The sequence below is a fragment of the Pseudomonas fluorescens genome (genome assembly GCF_900215245.1).
Classification (GTDB): domain Bacteria; phylum Pseudomonadota; class Gammaproteobacteria; order Pseudomonadales; family Pseudomonadaceae; genus Aquipseudomonas; species Aquipseudomonas fluorescens.
Genome location: NZ_LT907842.1, coordinates 5,763,773 through 5,785,730, shown reverse-complemented (window position 1 = coordinate 5,785,730; position 21,958 = coordinate 5,763,773). Strand labels below are relative to the sequence as shown.

Sequence of the window (21,958 nt, the reverse complement as noted above, 5' to 3'; positions counted from 1 at the left end):
GTTGGGGGCGCTACGACCACTTTAGTCGTCGTACAACCATGCAATATTTTCGTCAACGAAGGAAAGTGAAATTTTGATAAGTCAAAAAAAGGTAAGAAGTAAGGGGTTCATGGAAATTCGACCGCCTCGTACGACATCCCAACACATCAAATAAGTGTCAAGGCGCTCGCGTGCCGCTTCCTGCACCAGTAGCACATCGCTATGCTACTGGCGAAACAACCACTCGGCCGAGGTGCAAAATGGATTTTGACTGGCACAGCGGCGTCATGACCCGTGCCACCCCCGTGACGCCACACTACAAAAATACCCAAAAAGTTCGCCGATTCATGCTTGAACACTGCGGCCCGGCGTTCAAGTTCGACCGGCCGTTGATGGCCTGGATTCGCAACGACATTCCCAAGACGCTGGGCGATGTGGTGGATGAATGGCAACGTCGCCAGGAGGATTCACGCGTATGACACCGGATCAGAAATACCAGGCCGCGCAAGAGCGCATCGGCTATCGATTGGAAGCATTCAAAATCGGCGGCAACTACACGCCGCTGGTGCGCGACGGTAATCACCTGTACATCAGTGGCCAGATTCCCCGTGTCGGCGACACCATCGTACTGCCGGGAAAAGTCGGCGAAAGCCTGACCCTGGCACAGGCGCAAATCGCGGCCAGTATCAGCGCATTGCGTTGCCTGGGGCTGCTCAAGCAGGCCTTGGGTTCGCTGGATCAGGTCAAGGCAATCCCGCGCATTGCGGTGTACGTGCGCAGTGCTGAAGATTTCGACCAGCAGAGCGAAGTGGCCAATGCGGCCTCCGACTTGCTGCATGAAATCCTCGGTGCCGCCGGGGCGCACACACGCACATCGGTGGGTGTGATGCAGCTGCCCAAATCAGCGGCGGTTGAAATCGAAATGCTGGCCATTGCTCACACTTAACCTGCGGGAATAACCGTTGATGATTACCGCAGGCTGGGTGGTGCTGGTCAACTATGCGCGCTACCTGGCACCCGGCGTGTTGCTGTTTGGCCTGTGGTTTGCGCTGACGCCCAGAGCGTTGTCCGTGCTACGCATCCTTATCTTGCTGATGGCATTTGTGTTGCTGCGTGATGCGCTGACGCCGTTGGGCATCTGGTCGTTGAGCGGCGAGGTGCAGATTGCATTCAGCGGCAATGCCTTTGTGTTGACGGCGCTGGGTGGTTTATCGCTGCTATCGATTGTTGTGCTTGCACGGATAGCGCCGGAGCTGTGGCAGTGGGTGCGCGGGACCATCGGCAACCCGGCGGTTGGCCTGGCTGTTGCACTGGCGGTGGGCTGTTTGATCGGCGTGCCGCTGAGGCTTTACCAAGGCATCGAGGCGTCCGCGATCCCCGGCTACTGGGTGTGGCTGCCGGGCATGGTGGTGTTGGCCTATGGTGCCAATGCGTTGGAAGAGGTGCTGTTTCGCGGTTTTTTACAGGGCTATCTGGAGCAGCAGGTCACACCGTTGCGGGCAGCGTTGATCAGCGGCGTGGCCTTCGCAGCCTGTCATGCTTTCCTGGCCTTGAGCGTCACCCAACTGGGCTGGCCGGTGTTGCTGTTTACCCTGATCGAAGGCTTGGCGTGCGCATTGGTGCGCATGCGTTATGGCGTGTTGCCGGCGACGATCGCCCACGGCACCGCCATCCTGCTGATTGCCGTGCCCTACATGGCCTGATCCGAAACACAGCTCCCACCGAGCTCGACTTGAAATACAGTCAAAATGTGGGAGCGGGCTTGCTCGCGAAGACGGTCTGCCAGTCACCTGATGCATCGCCTGACACTCCGCTTTCGCGAGCAAGCCCGCTCCCACAGGTTGATCGCGTTCAGGCCGTTGTGGCACTGCATGCCCTGATCTAAAACACAGCTCCCACCGAGCTCGACTTGAAATACAGTCAAAATGTGGGAGCGGGCTTGCTCGCGAAGACGGTCTGCCAGTCACCTGATGCATCAGTTGACACTCCGCTTTCGCGAGCAAGCCCGCTCCCCCAGGTTGATCGCGTTCAGGCCGTTGCGGCGCTGCATGCCCTGATCTAAAACACAGCTCCCACCGAGCTCGACTTGAAATACAGTCAAAATGTGGGAGCGGGCTTGCTCGCAAAGACGGTGTGCCAGTCACCTGATGCATCACCTGACACTCCGCTTTCGCGAGCAAGCCCGCTCCCACAGGTTGATCGCGTTCAGGCCGTTATGGCGCTACATGGCCTGATCCGAAACACAGCTCCCACCGAGCTCGACTTGAAATACAGTCAAAATGTGGGAGCGGGCTTGCTCGCGAAGACGGTGTGCCAGTCACCTGATGCATCACCTGACACTCCGCTTTCGCGAGCAAGCCCGCTCCCACAGGTTGATCGCGTTCAGGCCGTTGTGGCACTGCATGCCCTGATCTAAAACACAGCTCCCACCGAGCTCGACTTGAAATACAGTCAAAATGTGGGAGCGCGCTTGCTCGCGAAGACAGTGTGTCAGTCACCTGATGCATCGCCCGACACTCCGCTTTCGCGAGCAAGCCCGCTCCCCCAGGTTGATCGCGTTCAGGCCGTTGTGGCACTGCATGCCCTGATCTAAAACACAGCTCCCACCGAGCTCGACTTGAAATACAGTCAAAATGTGGGAGCGGGCTTGCTCGCGAAGACGGTCTGCCAGTCACCTGATGCATCGCCTGACACTCCGCTTTCGCGAGCAAGCCCGCTCCCACAGGTTGATCGCGTTCAGGCCGTTGTGGCACTGCATGCCCTGATCTAAAACACAGCTCCCACCGAGCTCGACTTGAAATACAGTCAAAATGTGGGAGCGGGCTTGCTCGCAAAGACGGTGTGCCAGTCACCTGATGCATCACCTGACACTCCGCTTTCGCGAGCAAGCCCGCTCCCACAGGTTGATCGCGTTCAGGCCGTTGTGGCGCTACATGCCCTGATCTAAAACACAGCTCCCACCGAGCTCGACTTGAAATACAGTCAAAGTGTGGGAGCGTTCAGGCCGTTGTGGCGCTGCATGCCCTGATCTAAAACACAGCTCCCACCGAGCTCGACTTGAAATACAGTCAAAATGTGGGAGCGGGCTTGCTCGCGAAGACGGTCTGCCAGTCACCTGATGCATCACCTGACACTCCGCTTTCGCGAGCAAGCCCGCTCCTCCAGGTTGATCGCGTTCAGGCCGTTGTGGCGCTACATGGCTTGATCTGAAACACAGCCAGCCCCCACAATTTCTACAGCGGCGGTGTGCGCGGCGGAATCAGGCGTTTGCTGCCGGTGGCTTCATACGCGCTGGCAAAGCTCAGCAGCGCCGAGTCATCGTATGCCCGCCCGGCAAAGGTCAGGCCGACCGGCATGCCGATATCGGCCATCACGCCCATCGGTACGGTGACGGTGGGCACGCCCAGGTGGCGGATGGCGAGGTTGCCGTTGGCGACCCAGACGCCATTGCTCCAGGCGATGTCGGCACTGGCTTCATTCACGTCGGCATCGGCCGGGCCCACATCGGCCACGGTCGGGAACAGCACGGCGTCGAGGCCCAGGTTGTCCATCCAGTCTTCCAGGTCCAGGCGCCGGGTCTGCTCCAGGCCACGCAGGCCATCCGGCACGGTGCTGATCTCGTTCCACGGCGTAATGCCGCGTTCGGCCATGCGCACGTATTCGTCCATGCCGGCGGCCAGGTCATCTTCACGGTTGGGCAAGGTGCCCGGGTCATGGGGGAAGATCTGCGGCCCATCGACGTCCGCCAGGCGGTTCAGCGCGGGGTCGCCGTTGGCGCGCAGGAAGTCATCGAAGGCCCAGGCCGACAGTTCCCACAATTCATCGTGCAGGAATGCCTTGGACACCAGGCCGCGGGTAAACACCGTCGGCGCGCCGGGGCGGTCGCCTTCGCAATTGGACACCAGCGGGAAGTCCACCTCGATGACTTCGGCACCGGCGGCTTCCAGTGCCTGGCGTGCGGCATGCCACAGGTCTATGACGCTGGCCCGGGTGTTGATCTTTTGCCCGGTCGGCCCGCCGATTCCGGGTTTTTCGCTGGTGCCGGCCTCGGGGTCAGCGTTGATGTACATGCGCGGCACACCGAAACGTTTACCGGCCAGGGCCTCGCTATTGACGGCCAGTTCGGCGTACGACGCCGGGCGCACCGAGGCCACGCTCGGGATCGGCACCCAGGGTTGCAGGCGCCACAGGTCGCCACGGGTGTCGGGGTCTTCGGCGACCACCACGTCGAGCACTTCCAGCAGGTCGGCCATGGTGCGCGCATACGGCACCACGACGTCCATGGTCGGGGTCAACGGCCAGTTGCCGCGCACCGAAATCACCCCACGAGAAGGGGTATAGGCGCACAGGCCATTGTTGGACGCCGGGCCACGCCCGCTTGACCAGGTTTCTTCCGCCACGCCGAATGCCGCGAAGCTGGCCGCCGTGGCGGTGCCGGCGCCGTTGGACGAGCCGGAAGCGAATGGCGCGGTGAGGTAGTCGGCGTTATACGGGCTTTCGGCGCGGCCATAGACGCCGCGTTGCATTCCACCATTGGCCATCGGCGGCATATTGGTCTTGCCCAGGCAGATGGCGCCACCGGCGCGCAGGCGTTCGATCGTGAACGCATCGCGCTGCGCGACGAGCTTGGCGAAGGCCGGGCTGCCCGAAGCCGCCGTCAGGCCCTTGACCAGGTAGCTGTCTTTGGCGGTGTAGGGAATGCCGTCCAATGGCCCCAGGGTTTTGCCCTGCGCCCGGCGTGCGTCGGACGCCTCGGCTTCTTTAAGAGCCTCGGGGTTGCGCACGACGACGGCGTTCAACGCGGTGGCGGTCTGCGGGCCGTCATAGGCATCAATCCGCGCCAGGTAGGCGTTTACCAGTTCAACGGCAGTGGTCTGGCCGGCTTCAAGCGCCGCGCGCAATTGGGCAATGGAGACTTCGGTAACTTGCATCACGTTTTTTTCGCCGCCTTCAAGTGGGAGGTATGGCGGCAGTCTACGGACAGATATTTCACAAAACCAGCGCCGTATAGTCCGCGTAGGCGGCGCGCATCACTTGCCACGTGGACTCGTCAGCCGGAATCAGGTGCTCGATACGCAGCGAGGTGAGGGTGATGTCCTGAGGCATGCCGAAGGTGGTGAAGGTCGACAGAAAGTTCAGCTCGCCGTCGGGTGAGCGGATACGCGTCAGCACCAATGGCGGCATGTGTTCGGGCGGTTCGGTGTTGGCGGGCGTCGGCAGACTCGCTAATAACCGCGCCAATTCAGGATTGCCCAGCGCCTCACGACTGGCGCGTTGCCAGGCGAGCGTGCGGATCTCTTCGGCGTTGATCAGGTGGTCGCCCAAGCCGCCGGTTTGCAGTAGCGTGGTCAGCAGGTTCAGCCCGTCTGCCGCATCCGGTTCAAGCCCCACCCGTTCAAACAGAACGCCGGTACTGGCATTCGCCGCCAGCACTTGCCACTCGCTGCCCAGCAGAATCGCCGGGGCCGGGTTATTGGCGTGCAACACATGGCTGACGGCTTCGCGAATCGCGGCCATGGCCGGTGAGGCGAGTGGGGTGGCGGTGTAGCGTGGCGCGTAACCGGCGGCGAGGAACACGCGATTGCACTGCTCAAGCGGCACATCCAGCGCGGTCAATAAATTGTGCAGCGTGCCCGGGCTCGGCTTGGCGCGGCCGGTTTCGAGGTAACTGAGGTGGCGTTGCGAAACCCCGGTGATCAAGGCCAGGTCCAGTTGGCTCAGCTTGGCGTGGCGACGCAGTTGGCGCAGCTGTTCGCCGGCAGTGGTGTCCATGGCGGGTTCATAACCTGTGAGGTCATTGCGAGGGCCAAGACCTTATCACTATCGTGCGCTTCATTCACTTCAAGGACGAGACCATGCACAGACCCTCTATTGCCCTGGTTGGGTTAGTTGGATTTTCACTCTATACGCTGGCGACGATGCTCACCGCCGAGCAATCACTGCTGGCCTTTGGACGGCAATTGATGTCGCGGCCGGACACCGCGCAGGTGGTGATCGACCTGTACCTGATGGCAGTGCTGGCGTGTATATGGATGTATCGGGATGCGCGTGGGCGCGGGCGGTCAGTGGTGTCTGTGCTGCCGTATTTCGCGCTGACGGCAGTCTTTGTTTCGGTGGGGCCGTTGCTTTATATCGTCGTTAATGGGGCCCGCGATGAATGACCTGCTGGCTATCTACGCAGGCTGCGTGCTGGTGTTGTGCCTGAAGATGTTTGCAATTTCCTGCTACCAGGGTTTTTGGCGGATTCGGCGGCGGGCGTTCACTCATCGTGAAGATGCGGCGTTCTTCGGGCGCAGGGTGCAGCCCCGGGAATTGTCGCAAGTCGCCAGGGCGCAACGGGCATGGGCCAATGACCTGGAAAACATCCCGCTGTTTTTTGTGTTGGGTGGATTGTGCGTGGCGCTGGGCAGTTCCCCGGGTGTCACGGGCTGGCTATTTGGCCTGTTTACCCTGGCCCGATTGGCGCACACGGTGACGTATCTGGCAGGGCTGCAGCCCTGGCGCACGCTGGCGTATGCAGTGGGTGTTGCCTGCCTCTTCGGGCTCGCTGCCCAAGTGGTCTTGAGGTTGGGATGAAATCCCTTTGGCTGAGCGAGCTTAGGGTGGCAAGTGGGCTTGCCACACAAACAACCTGCCATAGGCAAGGGCTCAAGGGTTTAGCTGCGCCTGGTCATTGTCTTTGGCGATCAGCTGATAAGGCGTGGTCGGCGCAGTGTGGCGGTGCATTACGACCTCTCGCCGAAAGCGCCGGTGCGGTCCACCAGCCGCATGCTGTCCCGCCCGCCGCGCTTGGTTTCGTAGAGTGTGGCGTCACTTTGTTCGATCAGGGCCGATAAGTTCAGCGGCGGCTGGTCGAACAGGTCCGCGCCTATGCTCAAGGTCACCGGTACCGGCGTACTGAAGCTCTGCGCGGCGAGTCGCTGGAACTGTTCGCGCAGTCGGCTGCCGAGGTCGACGATCTGCGCAGTCGAGGCCTGATTCAGCAGGATCACAAACTCATCGCCACCCAGGCGTGCCGCCAACGCGCCCTGGGGCACCACGGCGCGAATCATTTCGCTCAGGGCGACCAACAAGCGGTCACCGGCGGTATGCCCATAGAGGTCGTTGACCAGCTTGAAATTGTCGATGTCGATCAACAATACAGCGCCCGGCTGGGCGCGTGAGACCTGGGCCAGCAGGCGCGGTGCCTGCAAGTCCAGGGCGCGCCGGTTGAACAGTGCCGTCAGTGGGTCGCGGGCTGCAAGGCGGGCAATCTGCTGCTCGCGGCGGTAGCGTTCGGAGCCGGTCATCGACAGCGCGATCAGCATGATCGCCATCGCACCTTCCACCAGGGACACCTGGATGATTTCGCCCTTGAAGGCGGTCAGGTCAATCAGTGTGCCTGGGATCAGTACCGACAACGCTTTGGCCACATAAAACGTGCCATGGATCAGCAGCACATAGCGCAACTGCACCGCGCCGATGCTGAGTGATTTGCCGTGCGGGCGCAGCAGAAAGCTGGCGCGCAGGGTGGGCACTGCCACCAGCAGCGACTGCACCGCCAGCATGGCTTTGGACCATGGCAGCTCGACCGGCAGCATCAGCATTCCCAGCCACACCAGCAACATCAATAGCCATAGCGGTGAAAGGCGCGCCTGGGTAAAACGCGCCACGCCGAGCAGGAACAAAAAGTGCGCGGTCACCAGCAAGCCGTTGGCGAACCAGATGCCGATCATCAACAGGCCACTGCCGCGTAGCAACGCCAGGGTAGAGCCGACGCTGATGGTCGCAAAACCTGCAGCCCAGAACAGCAGGGAAGATTCGCGCACGCTGCGCCATTCAATGGCCAGGTACAACGCGGCAGCGGCGGCCAACGCGATGGTCAGAGTCAGAATCGTAGGAGGGTCGAGCGTCATGTCGTGCCGGGCTGCCTGGGTGTGCGCTTAAAAATCGGGATTGTAAGCGCACACGCAGGTTTTTCAGAGCATTCTGGGTAATGGCACACAGCCAGCCGATGATCGGCCGGTCAGACGCCTTTGGTCGAGGGCAGCAAGATCGTGAGGATGCCCGCCAGTGGCAGAAACGAGCAGATCTTGTAGACGTACTCGATGCCATGGTTATCGGCGAGCAAGCCCAGCAATGCGGCGCCAATCCCGCTGAAACCGAACATCAGGCCGAAGAAGATCCCGGCGATCATCCCGACATTGCCCGGCACCAGTTCCTGGGCGAACACCACGATGGCGGAGAAGGCCGAGGCGATGATAAAGCCGATCACCACGCTGAGCACGGCGGTCCAGAACAGGTCGACATAAGGCAGCGCCAGGGTGAAGGGCGCGGCGCCGAGGATCGAGAACCAGATGACTTTCTTGCGGCCGATCTTGTCGCCAATCGGGCCACCGGCGAAGGTGCCGACCGCTACCGCGCCAAGGAACAGGAACAGGTACATCTGCGAACTGGCCACCGACAGCTGGAACTTCTCGATCAGGTAGAAGGTGAAGTAGCTGGTCAGGCTGGTCATGTAGAAGTACTTGGAGAACACCAGCAGCGCCAGCACCACCAGGGCAAACGTCACGCGGCCTTTGGACAAGCCATGTGTGGCTTTACCGCCTTGCTTGAGCTTGAACAGGTTGAGGTGGTGGCGGTACCAGCGGCTCAAGCCATACAGCACTAGAATCGCAAACACCGCGAACAGCCCGAACCAGGCGATGTGGCTTTGGCCGTAGGGAATGATGATCGCCGCGGCGAGCAACGGGCCGAAAGCGCTGCCGGTGTTGCCGCCGACCTGGAAGGTCGATTGCGCCAGGCCGTAGCGGCCGCCGGAGGCCAGACGGGCCACGCGGGAGGTTTCCGGGTGAAAGGTCGACGAGCCGACGCCGACCAGCGCCGCCGCCAGCAATATCGCCGGGAACGTGCCGACAAACGCCAGCATCAGAATGCCGATCAGGGTGCACACCATGCCCGCCGGCAGCAGCCAGGGTTTGGGATGGCGGTCGGTGTGGTAGCCGATCCAGGGTTGCAGCAGGGAGGCGGTCAGTTGGAAGGTGAGGGTGATCAGGCCCACCTGGGTGAAGCTCAGCCCGTAATTGGCCTTGAGCATCGGGTAAATCGATGGCAGCACGGCCTGGATCAGGTCATTGATCATGTGCGCCAGGGCGCAGGCGCCGAGAACGCGCATGACCAGCGGGCTTATTTGGGGCGCAGTGGTTGCAGCGGCGGGTGACGCGGTCAGGGTCGACATGCAGGCATTCCATACAAGGCAGCGAACAGGGGCAGCCAGTACGATGCCGGCTGTCCATTTCTAATTGTTTCGGCGTTTATGCTAGATTCGACAAAAATGCCTGTCTCACGAAATTCGGGAGGCAACTGTCGCAAAAAGGGCGAAATGATCAAACCACTGGATTTATTTCTGCAGGAGATCGACGAGGGCGACTGGGCTGTCATCAGTTCCGCCACTGATTATCCCGAGAATTGGGTGATACCCGAGCATCGCCACGAAAAGCATCAACTGCTGTACGCCATCGAGGGCGTGATGGTAGTGCATTCGGCGCAGAACCAGTGGACCGTGCCGTCCAGTCGCGGCTTCTGGATGCCCAGCGGGCAAGTTCACTCTTTGCGCTGCGTGGGCACACTGAAAATGCGCAGTGTGTTTGTGCGGCCCGATGCCTTCCCGAACCTGCCGACCGAGACCAAGGCGGTGAGTATCTCACCGTTGCTGAGCGAGCTGATCAAGGCGTCGGTGAGTTTGAAGCCACCGTATGCCGAGGATTCGCGTGACGCGAGGATCATGCACCTGATTCTCGATGAGCTGGCGATTCTTCCGGCGTTGCCCCTGTCGCTGCCACAGCCCGCCGACCCACGGATCAACCGCGTTTGCCAGGCGCTGCAACACGACCCTGGCGATGCGTCGACGGTCGCTGATTGGAGTGAGCGCCTCGACCTGGACCAGAAGACCATCCAGCGCCTGTTCCGCAAGGAAACCGGCCTGACCTTCGGCCAGTGGCGCCAACAGGCCAGGTTGCTGCTGGCGTTGGAGCGCATTGCGGTGGGGGAGAAGATTATTGATGTCGCCATCGAGTTGGGCTACGAAAGCCCGAGCGCCTTTACCAGCATGTTCAAGAAACAGTTTGGCAAGACGCCGAGTCAGTTTTTCAGGTAGTGCGCGTTGCCACACGTGCCACCGTAAGCCGCCGTGAGCTCAGGTAAGCCAGCAGGCCGGCGACACCCAGCAACCCCGCGCTCAGTTCAAAGGTCGCCCGGTAGCCACTCAGGTCGAACACCACACCGCCGAGCGTGGCGCCGCAGGCAATCGCCAACTGGATAATCGCCACCATCAGTCCGCCTCCGGCCTCGGCATCGTCAGGCAGGGCCCGCGACAGCCAGGTCCACCAGCCCACCGGCGCGGCGGTGGCAACCAGGCCCCAGACGCCGAGCAACAGCATGGTCGCCGCCGGCGAACTGCCCCATGCCACCAGCGCCAGGGCAATCGCTGCCATCAATAATGGAATGGCCGTCAGCGCCTGGTACAGGCGGTTGTTCAGAAAGCGCTCAATCAGGAACGTCCCGGCAAGCCCGGCCAGGCCGAGCACCAGCAACATCAGCGAGAGCATGGGAAGACTGACCTGAGTCACCGTTTCCAGGAACGGGCGCAGGTAAGTGAACAGCATGAACTGGCCCATAAAAAACACACTGGCGGCCAGCATGCCCAGGGCTACGCGGGCATTCTTCATCAGGCGAAACACATTGCGGGTCGTGCGCCTGTCATCGTTCTTCAGCGAAGGCAGGCTCACCAGCAGCCAGGCGCCGGCCACAACGGCGACCGGGATGACGTAAAAGAACGCGCCACGCCAGCCAATCAGCCCGCCCAGAAAGCTGCCCAATGGTGCCGCAATCACCGTCGCCAGCGCGTTACCGCCGTTGACGATCGCCAGCGCGCGCGGCACCTGTGCCAATGGCACCAGGCGCATCGCGGTAGCGGCCGATAATGACCAGAAGCCGCCAATGGCTACGCCGATCAGCGCGCGACCGAGCATGAATGTCAGGTAGTTCGGCGCTAACGCCACCACGGTGCCGGACACAATCATCAGCGCGGTCAGCGCCAGCAGCAGGCGTTTGCGTTCAACCTTCGCCGCAACGGCAGCGATGATCAGGCTGGTGAGCAAGGCGAACAGCCCGGAAACCGAAATGCCCTGGCCAGCCTGGCCTTCAGAGATGTGCAAGTCTCTCGCCAGCGGCGTGAGCAGGCTTACGGGCATGAATTCAGAGGCCACCAGCGCGAATGCCGCCAGTGACATCGCGAACACGGCACCCCAGCTGTGCGTATGAGTGTTAGCGGACATTACTTCAAGTTACCTTTGAAAAAGCGGGTGAGCGTGGCGAATGGGATCAGGTCGACGCGGTCGTACAGATCCACATGGCCGGCACCCGGGATAATCACCAATTCCTTGGGCTCGGCCGCACGCCGGTAGGCGTCTTCGCTGAACTCGCGGGAGTGGGCGTTAGCGCCGGTAATCAACAGCAGCGGGCGCGGGGAGAGCGTCTCGATGTCGTTGAACGGGTAGAAATTCATGAACTTCACGTTGCTGGTCAGAGTCGGCCGGGTGGTCGTTTGCGGCGACGCACCGGCCGGGGTAAATTCGCCGCGCGGGGTGCGGTAGAAGTCGAAGAACTCATCACCCACCGCATCGCCGGTGAGGGTCAACGGGGTCCCGCCGGTGTAGGCCGTGTCACCGCCCTGGAATTCCACATAGCGCTGGTTGGCCGCCTGCAGAAGCAGTTGTTGGCGTTGCGCCAGCGTTACCCCATGCTTGAGGCCGTTGCGATTCGCCGCCCCCATGTCATACATGCTGACCGTGGCGATCGCCTTGAGGCGTGGGTCGATCTTGGCGGCGGCGATGGCGAAGCTGCCACTGCCACAGATGCCGAGAATGCCGATGCGTTCACGGTCCACTAGTGGGCGAGTACCGAGGTAATCCACGGCAGCGCTGAAGGCTTCGGTGTAGAGGTCGGGCAGCACCGCGTTGCGCGGCTGGCCTGCGCTTTCACCCCAGAACGGCAGGTCGAGTGACAGGGTGACGAAGCCTTGTTCGGCCATTTTCGTCGCGTAAAGGTTGGCGCTCTGTTCTTTAACGGCGCCCATCGGGTGGCCGACGATGATTGCGGCGTATTTTGAGCCCGAGGCAAGGCCCTTGGGGGTGAACAGATTGCCCGCAACGAGCATGCCGTATTGGTTGTTGAAGGTGACTTTTTGTACCGTCACCTTGTCGCTTGTGTAGAAGTTGTCAGCACCGTTGGACATATCGGCTCCCAATGAAGAAAAAGACGTGACCAGCACACACAGGGCAAGCAAGAGGCGTTTCATGCAGTGATCCTTGAGGAGGTTGGTGCACTCATTTTCCCGCTGGGGGTGGGGCTTCTGTAGTGCGTTCCACTGGATTACTTGCCTGATCCTCTGAGTCTTGCCACCTGCCGAGGACGCTCAGGTGCGACCCGAGGTAAAGTTCACTGAAGACCGGACAGAGCCCGTTATGAACATCACTCCATCGCCCCTGGACGCGCTGATCCAGGCCATTGGTTCGCGGGTTTCAACGCCCGGCGACTACCCCATGCCCATTCCCGGCCTGGGTTTTTATCGGCGTGAGCAGCCGGCGACGCCGGTGGTGTGCATGGTCGAGCCCTGCGTCGTGTTGGTCGCTCAGGGCGAGAAGCAGCTGTGGGTCGGTGGCGAGGGTTACCCGTACGACCCGTCGCGATTTCTGCTGACCTCGCTGGACATTCCCGCCAATTCAGAGGTGCTCGCCGCCAGCCCAGGGACACCTTGCCTGGGGCTGACCTTCAAGCTGGACCTGCGCATCCTGGCCGAGTTGATCGCCCAGCGTGAGGTGCCTCTGACCCGTCAACGGGCGGTGATGAAAGGGGTTGGCATCGGCACTGTCACCGAAGGCATGCTGGCGGCGTTTGCACGCCTGGTTGCGTTGCTGGATGAGCCTGAGGCGATAGCGGTGCTCGCGCCCTTGATTCAGCGCGAGATCCACTACCGGCTGTTGCAGAGCGATCAAGCCGGTCGACTGCGCCAGATCTGCGCCGTGGACGGGCAGGGCTATCGGATTGCCAAGGCGATCGATTGGCTGAAGCTCAATTACGACGCGCCGTTGCGCGTGGAGGATTTGGCGGCACGCGTGCAAATGAGCGCAGCGACTTTTCACCATCACTTTCGCCAGCTGACGGCGATGAGCCCGTTGCAGTATCAGAAGTGGTTACGCCTGAACGAGGCGCGGCGCTTGATGTTGAATGAGCATCAGGATGTCTCCAGCGCCGCGTTCAAGGTCGGTTATGAAAGCCCGTCACAATTCAGTCGCGAGTACAGCCGACTGTTCGGTGCGCCGCCCAAGCGTGACATGGCCACGCTGCGCGGCAAAATCACTGATCAGCCGCGGTCAAATTAGCGAAGAAAATACAGCCAATCAGCCGCGCAAACAGGCTGAGCGTTTCCGGCAGGTTGGGGTCGTCGAATAGCATCGACTGCGAATCCAGCGCACACAGCGCGCCGAACAGCCGGCCGTCGGGCAGGAAGATCGGCGCGCCGGCGTAGCTCTCGATGGCGTATTGCTTGACCACCGGGCGCGTGGCAAAGCGTCCGTTCTGGCTGACTTTGGGGATGAACAGGGCTTGCGGGTTGATGCAGAACTCACTGCACAAGGTGGTTTCCAGGTCGAGTACGTCATCGACATGAATGCCCATGTGCAGCGGGTCATGGGCCGCACACACCACCCATTCCAGGTCGGTGAATTTGGCGATCCCGGCGAAGCGCATGCCGGTCAGGCGGGTGACCAGTTGCAGAATGCTGGTGGTGGCTTCGATTTCGGCGATGGCCGCGCGTTCAGCGGCGCTGAGTAACGAGTGTGCTGCGGTGACGCTTGGAATCATGCTGAGCACTCCAATGGCGTGGTGGCGCGAGCCACCACGCACGGTCCGGTTTAGTTAATGCGCGGATGCTGCTGCACCAGGTTCTGGCGCTTGGCTTCGAGTGCGGCAATTTCGGCGTCGATGTCTTCGATCTTCTGCTCGATATTGTCGTGGTGCTCTTGCAGTATCTCCTTGGCTTCTTCCATGTCCGAGGCTGCCGGCGCCGCGCCGCGCAACGGCTTGTTGGCGGTTTCCTTCATGGTCAGGCCGGTGATCAGGCCGACCACGGCAAACACCATCAGGTAGTAAGCCGGCATGAACAGGTCGTTGGTGCTCTCCACCAGCCAGGCCACTGCGGTCGGGGTCAGGCCGGCGATCAATACCGAAACGTTGAACGCACTCGCCAATGCACTGTAGCGCAGGTGAGTGGGAAACATCGCCGGCAGGGTCGAGGCCATGACGCCGATGTAGAAGTTCAGCACCACGGCTAGGATCAGCAAGCCGGCGAAGATCAGACCGATCTTGCCGCTGGTAATCAGCATGAACGCCGGGATGGCCAGCAACAGCAGGCCGATGCTGCCGGCGATGATGAAGGGCTTGCGGCCGATCTTGTCGCTGACAAAACCAATGAACGGTTGCACGAAGAGCATGCCGACCATGATCGCGATGATGATCAGCACGCCGCTGTTTTCTTTGTAATGCAGGTTATGCGAGAGGTAACTCGGCATATACGTGAGCAGCATGTAATACGTCACGTTGGTGGCCGCAACGATACCGATGCAGGTCAGCAGGCTGCGCCAGTGCTGGGTGGCGACTTCTTTGAACGATACTTTGGGGCCATGTGTCAGGCCTTCGCGGTCGCCTTGTTCAAGTTTGTCCATGTGCTGCTGGAAGGCCGGGGTTTCTTCCAGTGCATGACGCAGGTACAGGCCGATCATGCCCAGGGGCAGGGCGAGGAAGAACGGCAGACGCCAGCCCCAGGCCTCGAAATCGGCTTCACCGACTATCGTCGAGATCAGCACAACCACACCGGCGCCGAGCACAAAGCCTGCGATGGAACCGAAGTCCAGCCAACTGCCGAGGAACCCGCGTTTACGGTCCGGCGCGTATTCGGCGACAAAGATCGAGGCACCGGTGTATTCACCGCCCACCGAGAAACCCTGGGCCATTTTGCACAGCAACAACAGGATCGGCGCCCAGATGCCAATCGACGCGTAACTCGGAATCAGGCCGATGGCGAAGGTGCTCAGGGACATGATCACGATGGTGGCGGCGAGCACTTTCTGCCGTCCGTATTTATCGCCCAGGGCACCGAAGAACAGGCCGCCCAGGGGGCGAATCAGGAAGGGCACGGAGAAGGTGCCCAAGGCCGCGATCATTTGTACGCTGGGCGATGCGTCCGGGAAGAACACCTTGCCGAGCACATAGGCGACAAAGCCGTAGACGCCGAAGTCGAACCACTCCATGGCGTTGCCCAGTGCGGCGGCGGTGATCGCCTTGCGCACCTTGGCATCGTCGACAATCGTGATGTCTTTTAATCCAATCGGTTTGACGCTTTTCTTACGTAATTTCATGCGGGCCACTCTAAAACTGAACAGGGGAGGTGCCATCGTTGCAATGGCACCGCTCTGTCAGTTCAGATACAAGTCGACACCAAATAATTCACCACTCATTGCGTTTTTTTGCAGATGCATTGAACTTCATGCTTCAAACCAGGAATTCTCAGAATGCCCGACAGCGCCCCGAGGCTGGTCTACCGTCAACCATTGCCGAGCGACGTGCAGCGATTGTTCGCGATCTTCGGCGATCCGCAGACCAACCTGTTCAATCCCGCCGGCCCTATGGCCAGCCTTGAGGATGCCCAGCGCTTACTCAACCACTGGCTGCAACAGTGGGCCGCCGAGGGGTACGGCTGGTGGGCGATTGCGCGCATCGAAGCACCGCACCACCTGATTGGCTTTGGCGGTGTAGCGCCGCTCCATTACCTGACCGAGCGGCGCATCAACCTCGGTTATCGTTTTGCCGTCGAGGCCTGGGGGCAGGGCTACGCCACCGAACTGGGGCGTGATGCGCTGGTGCTGGCGTTCGAAACCCTGAATTTTCCCGCGGTGTTCGGGCTGGTGCGACCGGATCACGCAGCCTCGATTCGGGTGCTGGAGAAGCTCGGGCTGAAGCCTTTCGGCCTGCTTGATGACGTACCGGGCAAAGCGCCGAGCCGGGTGTTTCGTATTTGTCATCCTACAACCGTGCCTGGTTGAGTCTCTGCGTATACGCCTGATGCCTCAATAAACCGCAATCTTTCAGATTGACAGCGCGTAGGGAGCCCGCTATAAAAGTTGTAGTTGTACGACGACATATGACACTGCGTATGTCCTATCTAACAAAAATAAAAAGTGATGCCATGAATTTGAATGAGCCCCTCAACGCCCATCGCGTCGGCCAGGCCGTCGGCAACTATCGCTGGACCATCTGCGCGATGTTGTTCTTTGCCACCACCGTCAACTACCTCGACCGCCAGGTGCTTAGCCTGTTGGCACCGCAACTGTCGACGCAATTTGGCTGGAGCAATACCGATTACGCCAACATCGCGGCGGTGTTCCAGTTTGTCTATGCGATTTCCATGCTGTTTGCCGGACGGTTTGTCGACAAAATCGGCACCAAGGCGGCCTACGTGGTGGCGATTGCCATTTGGTCCACCGGCGCGATCATGCATGCGTTTTCGGTGCCGATGGGCCAGGGGATCGCGGCGCTCAGCGGCGCAATCGGCCTGGCGGTGATTCCGGTGTCGATTGCCGGCTTTATGCTGTCTCGCGCCATATTGGCAATTGGCGAGGCGGGCAACTTCCCCATCGCGATCAAGGCCACCGCTGAATACTTCCCCAAGAAAGAACGCTCGCTGGCCACCGGTATCTTCAACTCCGGCGCTAACGTCGGCGCAATCCTGGCGCCGATCTGCGTGCCGTTGATTGCCGGCCTGTGGGGCTGGGAAGCCGCGTTTATCGTGATTGGCATGTTGGGGTTTGTCTGGGTGGCGGTGTGGTCGGCGCTTTATCAGAAGCCGGAGCAGCAAAAACGCTTGTCGGCGGCAGAACTGGCCTATATCCGTAGCGACCAGACGGTGCAACCGTTCACCCCGGAGCCTGCGGGGGCCACGGCGAAAAAAGTCTCCTGGTTCAAATTGCTCACTTACCGCCAGACCTGGGCGTTCGCCTTCGGCAAGTTCATGACGGACGGCGTGTGGTGGTTCTTCCTGTTCTGGCTGCCCACCTACCTGGCGGCGCAGTACGGCATGAAAGGCGCGGATATCGTGATGCCGCTCGCCGTGCTGTACAGCATGACCATGGTCGGCAGTATCGGCGGTGGTTGGTTCCCCAGCTACTTTATGGCCCGTGGCGATGCGCCGTATGACGGCCGCATGAAAGCCATGCTGGTGATTGCGCTGTTCCCGTTGGTGGTGCTGCTGGCGCAACCGTTCGGTTACCTCGGCTTCTGGGTGCCGGTGCTGCTGATCGGCGTTGGCGCCTCGGCGCACCAGGCGTGGTCGTGCAACATCTTCACCACCGTGTCGGATATGTTCCCGCAAAAAACCGTGGCCTCCGTGGTCGGTATCGGCGGCATGGCGGGTGGCTTGGGCGGTGTGGTGATGACCAAGATCGGTGGCTGGGTGTTCGACTACTACAAGTCGATCAACGACATTCACACCGGCTACATGATCATGTTTGCGATCTGTGCGCTGGCGTACCTGGTGGCGTGGAGCGTGATGAAAGCGCTGGTGCCACGCCACAAGGAAATCACCGATCTGTAAGCGCTGCCTTCCCGCGCCGGTGACGGCGCGGGAAGGCATTACAGGTCACGGGCCCAGGTTTCGCTGATCAATGCCTTGCCGAAACTCACCGTGGGCTCTTCTTCCTCCAAGGTAAATCCGGCTTTCTGATAGAGCTTGCGTGCGTCGATCAGGGTGTTAACCGTCCACAGCATCATGCGTTGGTAACCGGCGTGGCGGGCAAAACGCAGGCATTCGTCGACCAGACGCTGACCAATGCCCATGCCCCGCGCACTGGCATCCACGTAGAGCATGCGCAGCTTGGCGGTGGTCGCGTCATGACGCACCACGAACACCGAGCCTACCACGTCGCCGTCTTTTTCCGCGATCCAGCAGCGCTCGGAGGCCGGGTCAAACTCGCGCAGATACTTGGCGACGATCTCCGCCACCAAGGCTTCAAATTCCCAATTCCAGTTGTACTCGCGGGCATACAGTGCGGATTGTTGCTGCACCACCAGGCCCATGTCGCCCGGTTGCGGGTCGCGCAGCAAATAGCTTGGCGCGCTGCCTTGCAGCAGTGACTGGATGCGTTGCATGGCACCGGTGAGTTGGCGTTGTTGTTGCTCGGGCAAGGCTTCGAGTAACGCGATGACTTCTTGCTGGGTTTTCTGCTCCAGCGGCGCCAGCACCGTTCGGCCGAGGTCGCTTAAGTGCAGTTGCACCGCGCGCGCATCGGTGACGGAGCGGACCTTCTGGATCAGACCTTGCTTTTCGAACCCGCTGATCAGCCGACTCAGGTAGCCCGGGTCCAGACCCAGCATCTGGCACAGGTCGGCATTGGTCAGGTCACCACGGGAGGACAGCTCGTACATCACGCGGATTTCGGTGAGCGAGTAGTCGCTTTGCAGCAGGTGTTCCTGCAGCACGCCGATCTGGTGGGTGTAAAAACGGTTGAAACCGCGAATGATCGCGGCGCGTTCTACAAGGGGCGTGGCCATGAGGATGCTCGGTTGGTTGCCTGGGGCAATTATATTGTTGCCTAAGGCAACCAAGTCAAAGCCTTTGTTCAGCGGTTGCGCGTCACCCGCCAAACGGTATTGGCCAAGTCATCCGCGATGATCAACGCGCCTTTGGGGTCTACCGTGACGCCCACGGGGCGCCCGCGCGTTTTGCCGTCATCGCCACGGAAACCGGTGGCGAAATCGATGGGCTCGCCGGCTGGTTTGCCATTGCTGAACGGCACGAAAATCACCTTGTAGCCCACCGGGTTTTCGCGGTTCCAACTGCCGTGCTCGCCAACAAATACACCTTCGGCGAATTTCTCACCCATTTCTGCCATCGAGAAATCCACCCCAAGTGCCGCAACGTGGGAACCCAGGCTGTAATCCGGCTTGATCGCGGCGGCGACTTTCGCCGGGTTCTGCGGTTGTGCGCGTGGGTCGACGTTCTGGCCCCAGTAGCTGTAGGGCCAGCCGTAGAAGGCGCCCTCACGCACCGAGGTCAGGTAGTCCGGCACGAGGTCCGGGCCGAGTTCATCGCGTTCGTTGACCACCGTCCATAATTGCCCGGAACCCGGCTGAATGGTCAGCGCGGTCGGGTTGCGGATGCCGGTGGCGTAGGGCTTGTGTGCGCCTGTCGCTGCGTCGATCTGCCAGATCATCGCCCGGTCGATTTCCACTTCCATGCCACGCTCGGTGATGTTGCTGTTGGAGCCAATGCCCACATAGAGCTGGCGCCCGTCAGCACTCACCGCCAGGGATTTGGTCCAGTGGTGGTTGATCTGCGCCGGCAGGTCGGTGATTGTGGTGGGCGGGCCACTTGCCTTGGTCTGGCCGTCGGCATAGTCGAAGCGCACCAGCGCGTCCTGGTTGGCAACGTAGAGTTTGCCGTCGGCGAAGGCCAGGCCGTAGGGCGCGTTGAGGTTATCGGCGAACACCGTCTTCAGTTCGTAAGTACCGTCACCATCGGCATCGCGCAGCAGGGTCAGGCGGTTGCCACCCTTGACCTTGGTGTTGCCCTGGGCCTTGATCACGCTGGCGATCACATCCTTGGGCTTGAGCTTGGCCGCGCTGCCGCCACGGCCTTCGGCGACGAGAATGTCGCCGTTGGGCAATACCAGGGTTTGCCGCGGGATGGCCAGGTCAGTGGCAATGGCGGTGACGCTGTAGCCTTCGGGCACTGTGGGTTTTTGCGTGCCCCACGGCGTGGGCTCGGCGATTTTCATGCTCGGCAACAGGCTGCTTTGCTGTTCCGGCAATTTAGGATCGGGGCCACGGGCCTGGGTCTTGTCGCCTTCGCCGCCACAGGCGGTCAATAACAGGGCAGCGCTGAGTAAGGTCAGTGTGTGGGCGGTTTTCATTTGGCGGCTCCTGTGCGCAGTCCGGTCCAGGTCGCGGCAATCGTCAGCACGGTGACGACCACCGATAACACCAAGCCGGTCGGCATGGCGGCGTAGGCGTCCTTGGCATGCTGGAACGCATTGACCAGGCCCAGTACCCATGTCGCCAATAGCAGCAGGGCATACACCACCGGTTGACCCGACTTGCGCTCGGCACGCACCAGATTGACCAGCGCAAACAACAGTGCGAGCCCGCAGAACACCAGCGCACCGGCGATCAGCCAGGAGGCAAAGTTGGCCCATTGAATCTGGTAGGTCTGGGTGTAGGTGATGTCGCTGAGCAGGGCGCCCAGAAACAGCGGCACGGTGCCGGCCAGCAGGGTCGCGTGCAGCGGTCCCGGGATTGAGTGGCGGTAGACGGGAAGGGTAGTCATGGTGAGGGCGGCTCCTTGTTGTACAACGCCCCTGGGGTCGGGGCAGCGCATAGGAAAGGAGCCTCGCGTTCGTCAGATAGTTCAGGGTATTTCGTGTCCAAATATTATGAGCACACGGTTCAGGCGCAGTCCCCGCGTGTGATTCCACCCAGGCCATCAGCAACCCAACCTGGCACCGCTGGCACTTTATGCGCACTGGTGAGGTCGCTCAGGCCGAAAAAATGCCATGCTTGCGTGCCATACATAAGGAACCGACGCATGCCCACCCTGCATCTGCTTTGCGGCAAGATCGCCTCCGGAAAATCCACCCTGGCTACAACCCTTGCTGCCGAGCACGCGGCCATCGTCCTCAGCGAGGACCACTGGCTTGCACAGCTTTACCCCGGCGAGATCCGCGCGATTACCGATTACGTAAGCCGTGCCCAGCGCGTTCGCGCAGTACTCGGCCCGTTGGTGATTAACCTGTTGCAGGCCGGGGTCAATGTGGTGCTGGATGTTCCCGCCAATACACTGGCCAATCGCGAATGGCTGCTGGGCCTGGCACAGGCGGCGCAGGTGCCCCATCGCCTGCATTACCTCGAACTGGATGACGCCACCTGCCGTGCTCGCCTGCATGCGCGCAATGCCCGGGGCGAGCATGATTTTGCCGCCACCGATGCCGAGTTTGATCTGATCACCCGCCACTTCTGTGCGCCGAGTGAGGCGGAAGGCTTGCTGATTGAGGTGCATCGCCCATGAGTACGGTGACCGGTGTTGATGCCCAGGGCTTTGTGCAAACCGTTGGCGATGCTGCCCTTCAGCCTGAATTCCAGCCCGTGCTGACGGATGTGTGTGCGACCCTTTCGCAGGCCGGGTTGGGGCTGGAGGCGATTTTTGTGTATGGCAGTGTGGCCAGGGGCAACGCCCGCCCGGGTGAGTCGGACCTTGACCTCACGCTGGTAGCCGGCGAGCGGCCGGATGCGCAGGTGCTTGAGTCGTTGGAAGCGCTGCGCCAGGTGCTGGAACAGCGACATCCGATCGTCAGCAAAATCGACTTCGACCTGGGGTATCGCGCCGAGGTGCTGGCGCCTGAGAACACCAACCAATGGGGCTTCTGGCTCAAGCATCATTGCCGTTGTGTGTGGGGCGATGACCTCTCTGTGCAGTTCGAACGATTCAAGCCTTCGCGGGAAATTGCCCTGGCCTTGAATGCTGACTTCGAACCCGTGTTGAGCACTTATCTTGCGCGCATCACGCGCGCCGCGACTGAGGCAGAGCGTCTTCGCTTGCAGCGAGAGGCGGCACGCCGGGTGATTCGGGCCACTCACACGTTGCGCGCCGATGACGCCTCAGGCTGGCCGCATAGCCTGGAAGAACATGTTGCGTTGTTCGTGCAACATTACCCGAGCATGCGCATCCAGATCGCGTATTTCCTGTTTGAGGCGCGCAACCCCAGTGCCGAGCGCGAAGCGTTTACCACGCGCCTGCAAGCCTTGGTCACCTGGATGGTTTCACAGCAGGCTTAGGTCGCTTGGTGGGCATGCAACGCCCTGTTCGATGCGTCACGCCGATGATCGTCCTTGA

22 protein-coding genes are annotated in these 21,958 nt (G+C 61.0%); 11 read left to right on the top strand and 11 right to left on the bottom strand.

The window, feature by feature from the left end; genetic code table 11:
* Positions 1 to 239: 239 nt before the first annotated feature.
* Genes CPH89_RS26730 through CPH89_RS26720 form a run of 3 tightly spaced genes read left to right on the top strand, consistent with a single transcriptional unit; the run spans position 240 to position 1,682 of the window.
* Positions 240 to 458, top strand: coding sequence for a DUF6434 domain-containing protein (locus CPH89_RS26730; RefSeq protein ID WP_053255820.1), 219 nt, complete (start codon positions 240 to 242; stop codon positions 456 to 458).
* Complete coding sequence (locus tag CPH89_RS26725) at positions 455 to 925, top strand: RidA family protein (RefSeq protein ID WP_053255821.1); 471 nt, start codon at positions 455 to 457, stop codon at positions 923 to 925. Before CPH89_RS26730 ends, CPH89_RS26725 begins: the two co-directional genes overlap by 4 nt.
* Before the next feature lie 19 nt (positions 926 to 944).
* The gene (locus tag CPH89_RS26720; protein ID WP_053255822.1) at positions 945 to 1,682 is read left to right on the top strand and encodes a CPBP family intramembrane glutamic endopeptidase; all 738 of its coding nucleotides are present in this window, start codon (positions 945 to 947) and stop codon (positions 1,680 to 1,682) included.
* Between the two features lie 1,530 nt (positions 1,683 to 3,212).
* Here the strand turns inward: CPH89_RS26720 and CPH89_RS26715 are convergent.
* Together CPH89_RS26715 and CPH89_RS26710 are read right to left on the bottom strand one after the other, a co-directional pair.
* Complete coding sequence (locus CPH89_RS26715) at positions 3,213 to 4,913, bottom strand: amidase (protein WP_053255823.1); 1,701 nt, start codon at positions 4,911 to 4,913, stop codon at positions 3,213 to 3,215.
* A gap of 55 nt (positions 4,914 to 4,968) precedes the next feature.
* Positions 4,969 to 5,751: a helix-turn-helix domain-containing protein gene (locus CPH89_RS26710; protein ID WP_053255824.1), complete on the bottom strand. Its 783-nt coding sequence runs from the start codon at positions 5,749 to 5,751 to the stop codon at positions 4,969 to 4,971.
* Between the two features lie 83 nt (positions 5,752 to 5,834).
* Here CPH89_RS26710 and CPH89_RS26705 point away from each other — a divergent pair, with 83 nt between their 5' ends.
* A complete protein-coding gene (locus CPH89_RS26705) occupies positions 5,835 to 6,140 on the top strand; it encodes a DUF2834 domain-containing protein (protein ID WP_053255825.1) in 306 nt (101 codons plus the stop codon).
* Positions 6,133 to 6,555, top strand: a complete 423-nt coding sequence (locus CPH89_RS26700) for an MAPEG family protein (protein ID WP_053255826.1) — start codon at positions 6,133 to 6,135, stop codon at positions 6,553 to 6,555. The genes CPH89_RS26705 and CPH89_RS26700 overlap by 8 nt, the downstream gene beginning before the upstream one ends.
* 149 nt (positions 6,556 to 6,704) lie before the next feature.
* On the opposite strand, the gene CPH89_RS26695 is transcribed toward CPH89_RS26700, so the two are convergent.
* A complete protein-coding gene (locus CPH89_RS26695) occupies positions 6,705 to 7,874 on the bottom strand; it encodes a GGDEF domain-containing protein (RefSeq protein WP_053255827.1) in 1,170 nt (389 codons plus the stop codon).
* A 110-nt stretch (positions 7,875 to 7,984) separates the two neighbouring features.
* On the bottom strand, positions 7,985 to 9,196 hold the full coding sequence (locus CPH89_RS26690; protein ID WP_053255828.1) for an MFS transporter: 1,212 nt from the start codon (positions 9,194 to 9,196) through the stop codon (positions 7,985 to 7,987).
* A 96-nt stretch (positions 9,197 to 9,292) separates the two neighbouring features.
* Between CPH89_RS26690 and CPH89_RS26685 the strand changes: the two genes are divergently transcribed.
* Complete coding sequence (locus CPH89_RS26685) at positions 9,293 to 10,114, top strand: AraC family transcriptional regulator (RefSeq protein ID WP_053255829.1); 822 nt, start codon at positions 9,293 to 9,295, stop codon at positions 10,112 to 10,114.
* Here the strand turns inward: CPH89_RS26685 and CPH89_RS26680 are convergent.
* Both CPH89_RS26680 and CPH89_RS26675 read right to left on the bottom strand, forming a co-directional pair.
* Positions 10,107 to 11,294: an MFS transporter gene (locus CPH89_RS26680; RefSeq protein WP_053255830.1), complete on the bottom strand. Its 1,188-nt coding sequence runs from the start codon at positions 11,292 to 11,294 to the stop codon at positions 10,107 to 10,109. The genes CPH89_RS26685 and CPH89_RS26680 overlap by 8 nt on opposite strands.
* Positions 11,294 to 12,316 carry an alpha/beta hydrolase gene (locus CPH89_RS26675; RefSeq protein ID WP_053255831.1) on the bottom strand — a complete coding sequence of 341 codons (1,023 nt, stop codon included), beginning with the start codon at positions 12,314 to 12,316 and terminating at the stop codon, positions 11,294 to 11,296. Before CPH89_RS26675 ends, CPH89_RS26680 begins: the two co-directional genes overlap by 1 nt.
* Positions 12,317 to 12,482: 166 nt before the next feature.
* On the opposite strand from CPH89_RS26675, the gene CPH89_RS26670 reads away from it, so the two are divergent.
* Entirely contained in the window at positions 12,483 to 13,400 is a 918-nt protein-coding gene (locus CPH89_RS26670) for an AraC family transcriptional regulator (RefSeq protein ID WP_053255832.1), read from the top strand.
* Here the strand turns inward: CPH89_RS26670 and CPH89_RS26665 are convergent.
* Positions 13,375 to 13,881 (bottom strand): GAF domain-containing protein, encoded by a 507-nt coding sequence (locus CPH89_RS26665; RefSeq protein WP_053255833.1) that lies wholly within the window; start codon positions 13,879 to 13,881, stop codon positions 13,375 to 13,377. The genes CPH89_RS26670 and CPH89_RS26665 overlap by 26 nt on opposite strands.
* A gap of 50 nt (positions 13,882 to 13,931) precedes the next feature.
* Complete coding sequence (proP, locus tag CPH89_RS26660) at positions 13,932 to 15,434, bottom strand: glycine betaine/L-proline transporter ProP (protein WP_053255834.1); 1,503 nt, start codon at positions 15,432 to 15,434, stop codon at positions 13,932 to 13,934.
* Positions 15,435 to 15,587: 153 nt separating this feature from the next.
* On the opposite strand from proP, the gene CPH89_RS26655 reads away from it, so the two are divergent.
* The gene (locus CPH89_RS26655) at positions 15,588 to 16,118 is read left to right on the top strand and encodes a GNAT family N-acetyltransferase (RefSeq protein WP_053255835.1); all 531 of its coding nucleotides are present in this window, start codon (positions 15,588 to 15,590) and stop codon (positions 16,116 to 16,118) included.
* A gap of 143 nt (positions 16,119 to 16,261) precedes the next feature.
* On the top strand, positions 16,262 to 17,665 hold the full coding sequence (locus tag CPH89_RS26650) for an MFS transporter (RefSeq protein ID WP_053255836.1): 1,404 nt from the start codon (positions 16,262 to 16,264) through the stop codon (positions 17,663 to 17,665).
* Between the two features lie 38 nt (positions 17,666 to 17,703).
* On the opposite strand, the gene CPH89_RS26645 is transcribed toward CPH89_RS26650, so the two are convergent.
* The 3 genes from CPH89_RS26645 to CPH89_RS26635 form a co-directional block, all read right to left on the bottom strand.
* Positions 17,704 to 18,621, bottom strand: a complete 918-nt coding sequence (locus CPH89_RS26645) for a bifunctional helix-turn-helix transcriptional regulator/GNAT family N-acetyltransferase (RefSeq protein WP_053256500.1) — start codon at positions 18,619 to 18,621, stop codon at positions 17,704 to 17,706.
* A 68-nt stretch (positions 18,622 to 18,689) separates the two neighbouring features.
* Positions 18,690 to 19,982, bottom strand: a complete 1,293-nt coding sequence (locus tag CPH89_RS26640; protein WP_053255837.1) for a PQQ-dependent sugar dehydrogenase — start codon at positions 19,980 to 19,982, stop codon at positions 18,690 to 18,692.
* On the bottom strand, positions 19,979 to 20,395 hold the full coding sequence (locus CPH89_RS26635) for a DUF2231 domain-containing protein (RefSeq protein ID WP_053255838.1): 417 nt from the start codon (positions 20,393 to 20,395) through the stop codon (positions 19,979 to 19,981). Before CPH89_RS26635 ends, CPH89_RS26640 begins: the two co-directional genes overlap by 4 nt.
* A 258-nt stretch (positions 20,396 to 20,653) precedes the next feature.
* On the opposite strand from CPH89_RS26635, the gene CPH89_RS26630 reads away from it, so the two are divergent.
* Positions 20,654 to 21,133: a P-loop nucleotide/nucleoside kinase family protein gene (locus tag CPH89_RS26630; protein WP_053255839.1), complete on the top strand. Its 480-nt coding sequence runs from the start codon at positions 20,654 to 20,656 to the stop codon at positions 21,131 to 21,133.
* Complete coding sequence (locus CPH89_RS26625; RefSeq protein WP_053255840.1) at positions 21,130 to 21,900, top strand: nucleotidyltransferase domain-containing protein; 771 nt, start codon at positions 21,130 to 21,132, stop codon at positions 21,898 to 21,900. Before CPH89_RS26630 ends, CPH89_RS26625 begins: the two co-directional genes overlap by 4 nt.
* The last annotated feature ends 58 nt before the right edge of the window (positions 21,901 to 21,958 follow it).

Coding starts and splice junctions, on each gene's coding strand:
- CPH89_RS26685 (WP_053255829.1), top strand. CDS start 9,293: ATGCCTGTCTCACGAAATTCGGGAGGCAACTGTCGCAAAAAGGGCGAA.
- CPH89_RS26635 (WP_053255838.1), bottom strand. CDS start 20,395: ATGACTACCCTTCCCGTCTACCGCCACTCAATCCCGGGACCGCTGCAC.
- CPH89_RS26670 (WP_053255832.1), top strand. CDS start 12,483: ATGAACATCACTCCATCGCCCCTGGACGCGCTGATCCAGGCCATTGGT.
- CPH89_RS26665 (WP_053255833.1), bottom strand. CDS start 13,881: ATGATTCCAAGCGTCACCGCAGCACACTCGTTACTCAGCGCCGCTGAA.
- CPH89_RS26650 (WP_053255836.1), top strand. CDS start 16,262: ATGAATTTGAATGAGCCCCTCAACGCCCATCGCGTCGGCCAGGCCGTC.
- CPH89_RS26695 (WP_053255827.1), bottom strand. CDS start 7,874: ATGACGCTCGACCCTCCTACGATTCTGACTCTGACCATCGCGTTGGCC.
- CPH89_RS26625 (WP_053255840.1), top strand. CDS start 21,130: ATGAGTACGGTGACCGGTGTTGATGCCCAGGGCTTTGTGCAAACCGTT.
- CPH89_RS26700 (WP_053255826.1), top strand. CDS start 6,133: ATGAATGACCTGCTGGCTATCTACGCAGGCTGCGTGCTGGTGTTGTGC.
- CPH89_RS26655 (WP_053255835.1), top strand. CDS start 15,588: ATGCCCGACAGCGCCCCGAGGCTGGTCTACCGTCAACCATTGCCGAGC.
- CPH89_RS26705 (WP_053255825.1), top strand. CDS start 5,835: ATGCACAGACCCTCTATTGCCCTGGTTGGGTTAGTTGGATTTTCACTC.
- CPH89_RS26675 (WP_053255831.1), bottom strand. CDS start 12,316: ATGAAACGCCTCTTGCTTGCCCTGTGTGTGCTGGTCACGTCTTTTTCT.
- CPH89_RS26640 (WP_053255837.1), bottom strand. CDS start 19,982: ATGAAAACCGCCCACACACTGACCTTACTCAGCGCTGCCCTGTTATTG.
- CPH89_RS26720 (WP_053255822.1), top strand. CDS start 945: ATGATTACCGCAGGCTGGGTGGTGCTGGTCAACTATGCGCGCTACCTG.
- CPH89_RS26630 (WP_053255839.1), top strand. CDS start 20,654: ATGCCCACCCTGCATCTGCTTTGCGGCAAGATCGCCTCCGGAAAATCC.
- CPH89_RS26730 (WP_053255820.1), top strand. CDS start 240: ATGGATTTTGACTGGCACAGCGGCGTCATGACCCGTGCCACCCCCGTG.
- CPH89_RS26710 (WP_053255824.1), bottom strand. CDS start 5,751: ATGGACACCACTGCCGGCGAACAGCTGCGCCAACTGCGTCGCCACGCC.
- proP (WP_053255834.1), bottom strand. CDS start 15,434: ATGAAATTACGTAAGAAAAGCGTCAAACCGATTGGATTAAAAGACATC.
- CPH89_RS26680 (WP_053255830.1), bottom strand. CDS start 11,294: ATGTCCGCTAACACTCATACGCACAGCTGGGGTGCCGTGTTCGCGATG.
- CPH89_RS26645 (WP_053256500.1), bottom strand. CDS start 18,621: ATGGCCACGCCCCTTGTAGAACGCGCCGCGATCATTCGCGGTTTCAAC.
- CPH89_RS26690 (WP_053255828.1), bottom strand. CDS start 9,196: ATGTCGACCCTGACCGCGTCACCCGCCGCTGCAACCACTGCGCCCCAA.
- CPH89_RS26725 (WP_053255821.1), top strand. CDS start 455: ATGACACCGGATCAGAAATACCAGGCCGCGCAAGAGCGCATCGGCTAT.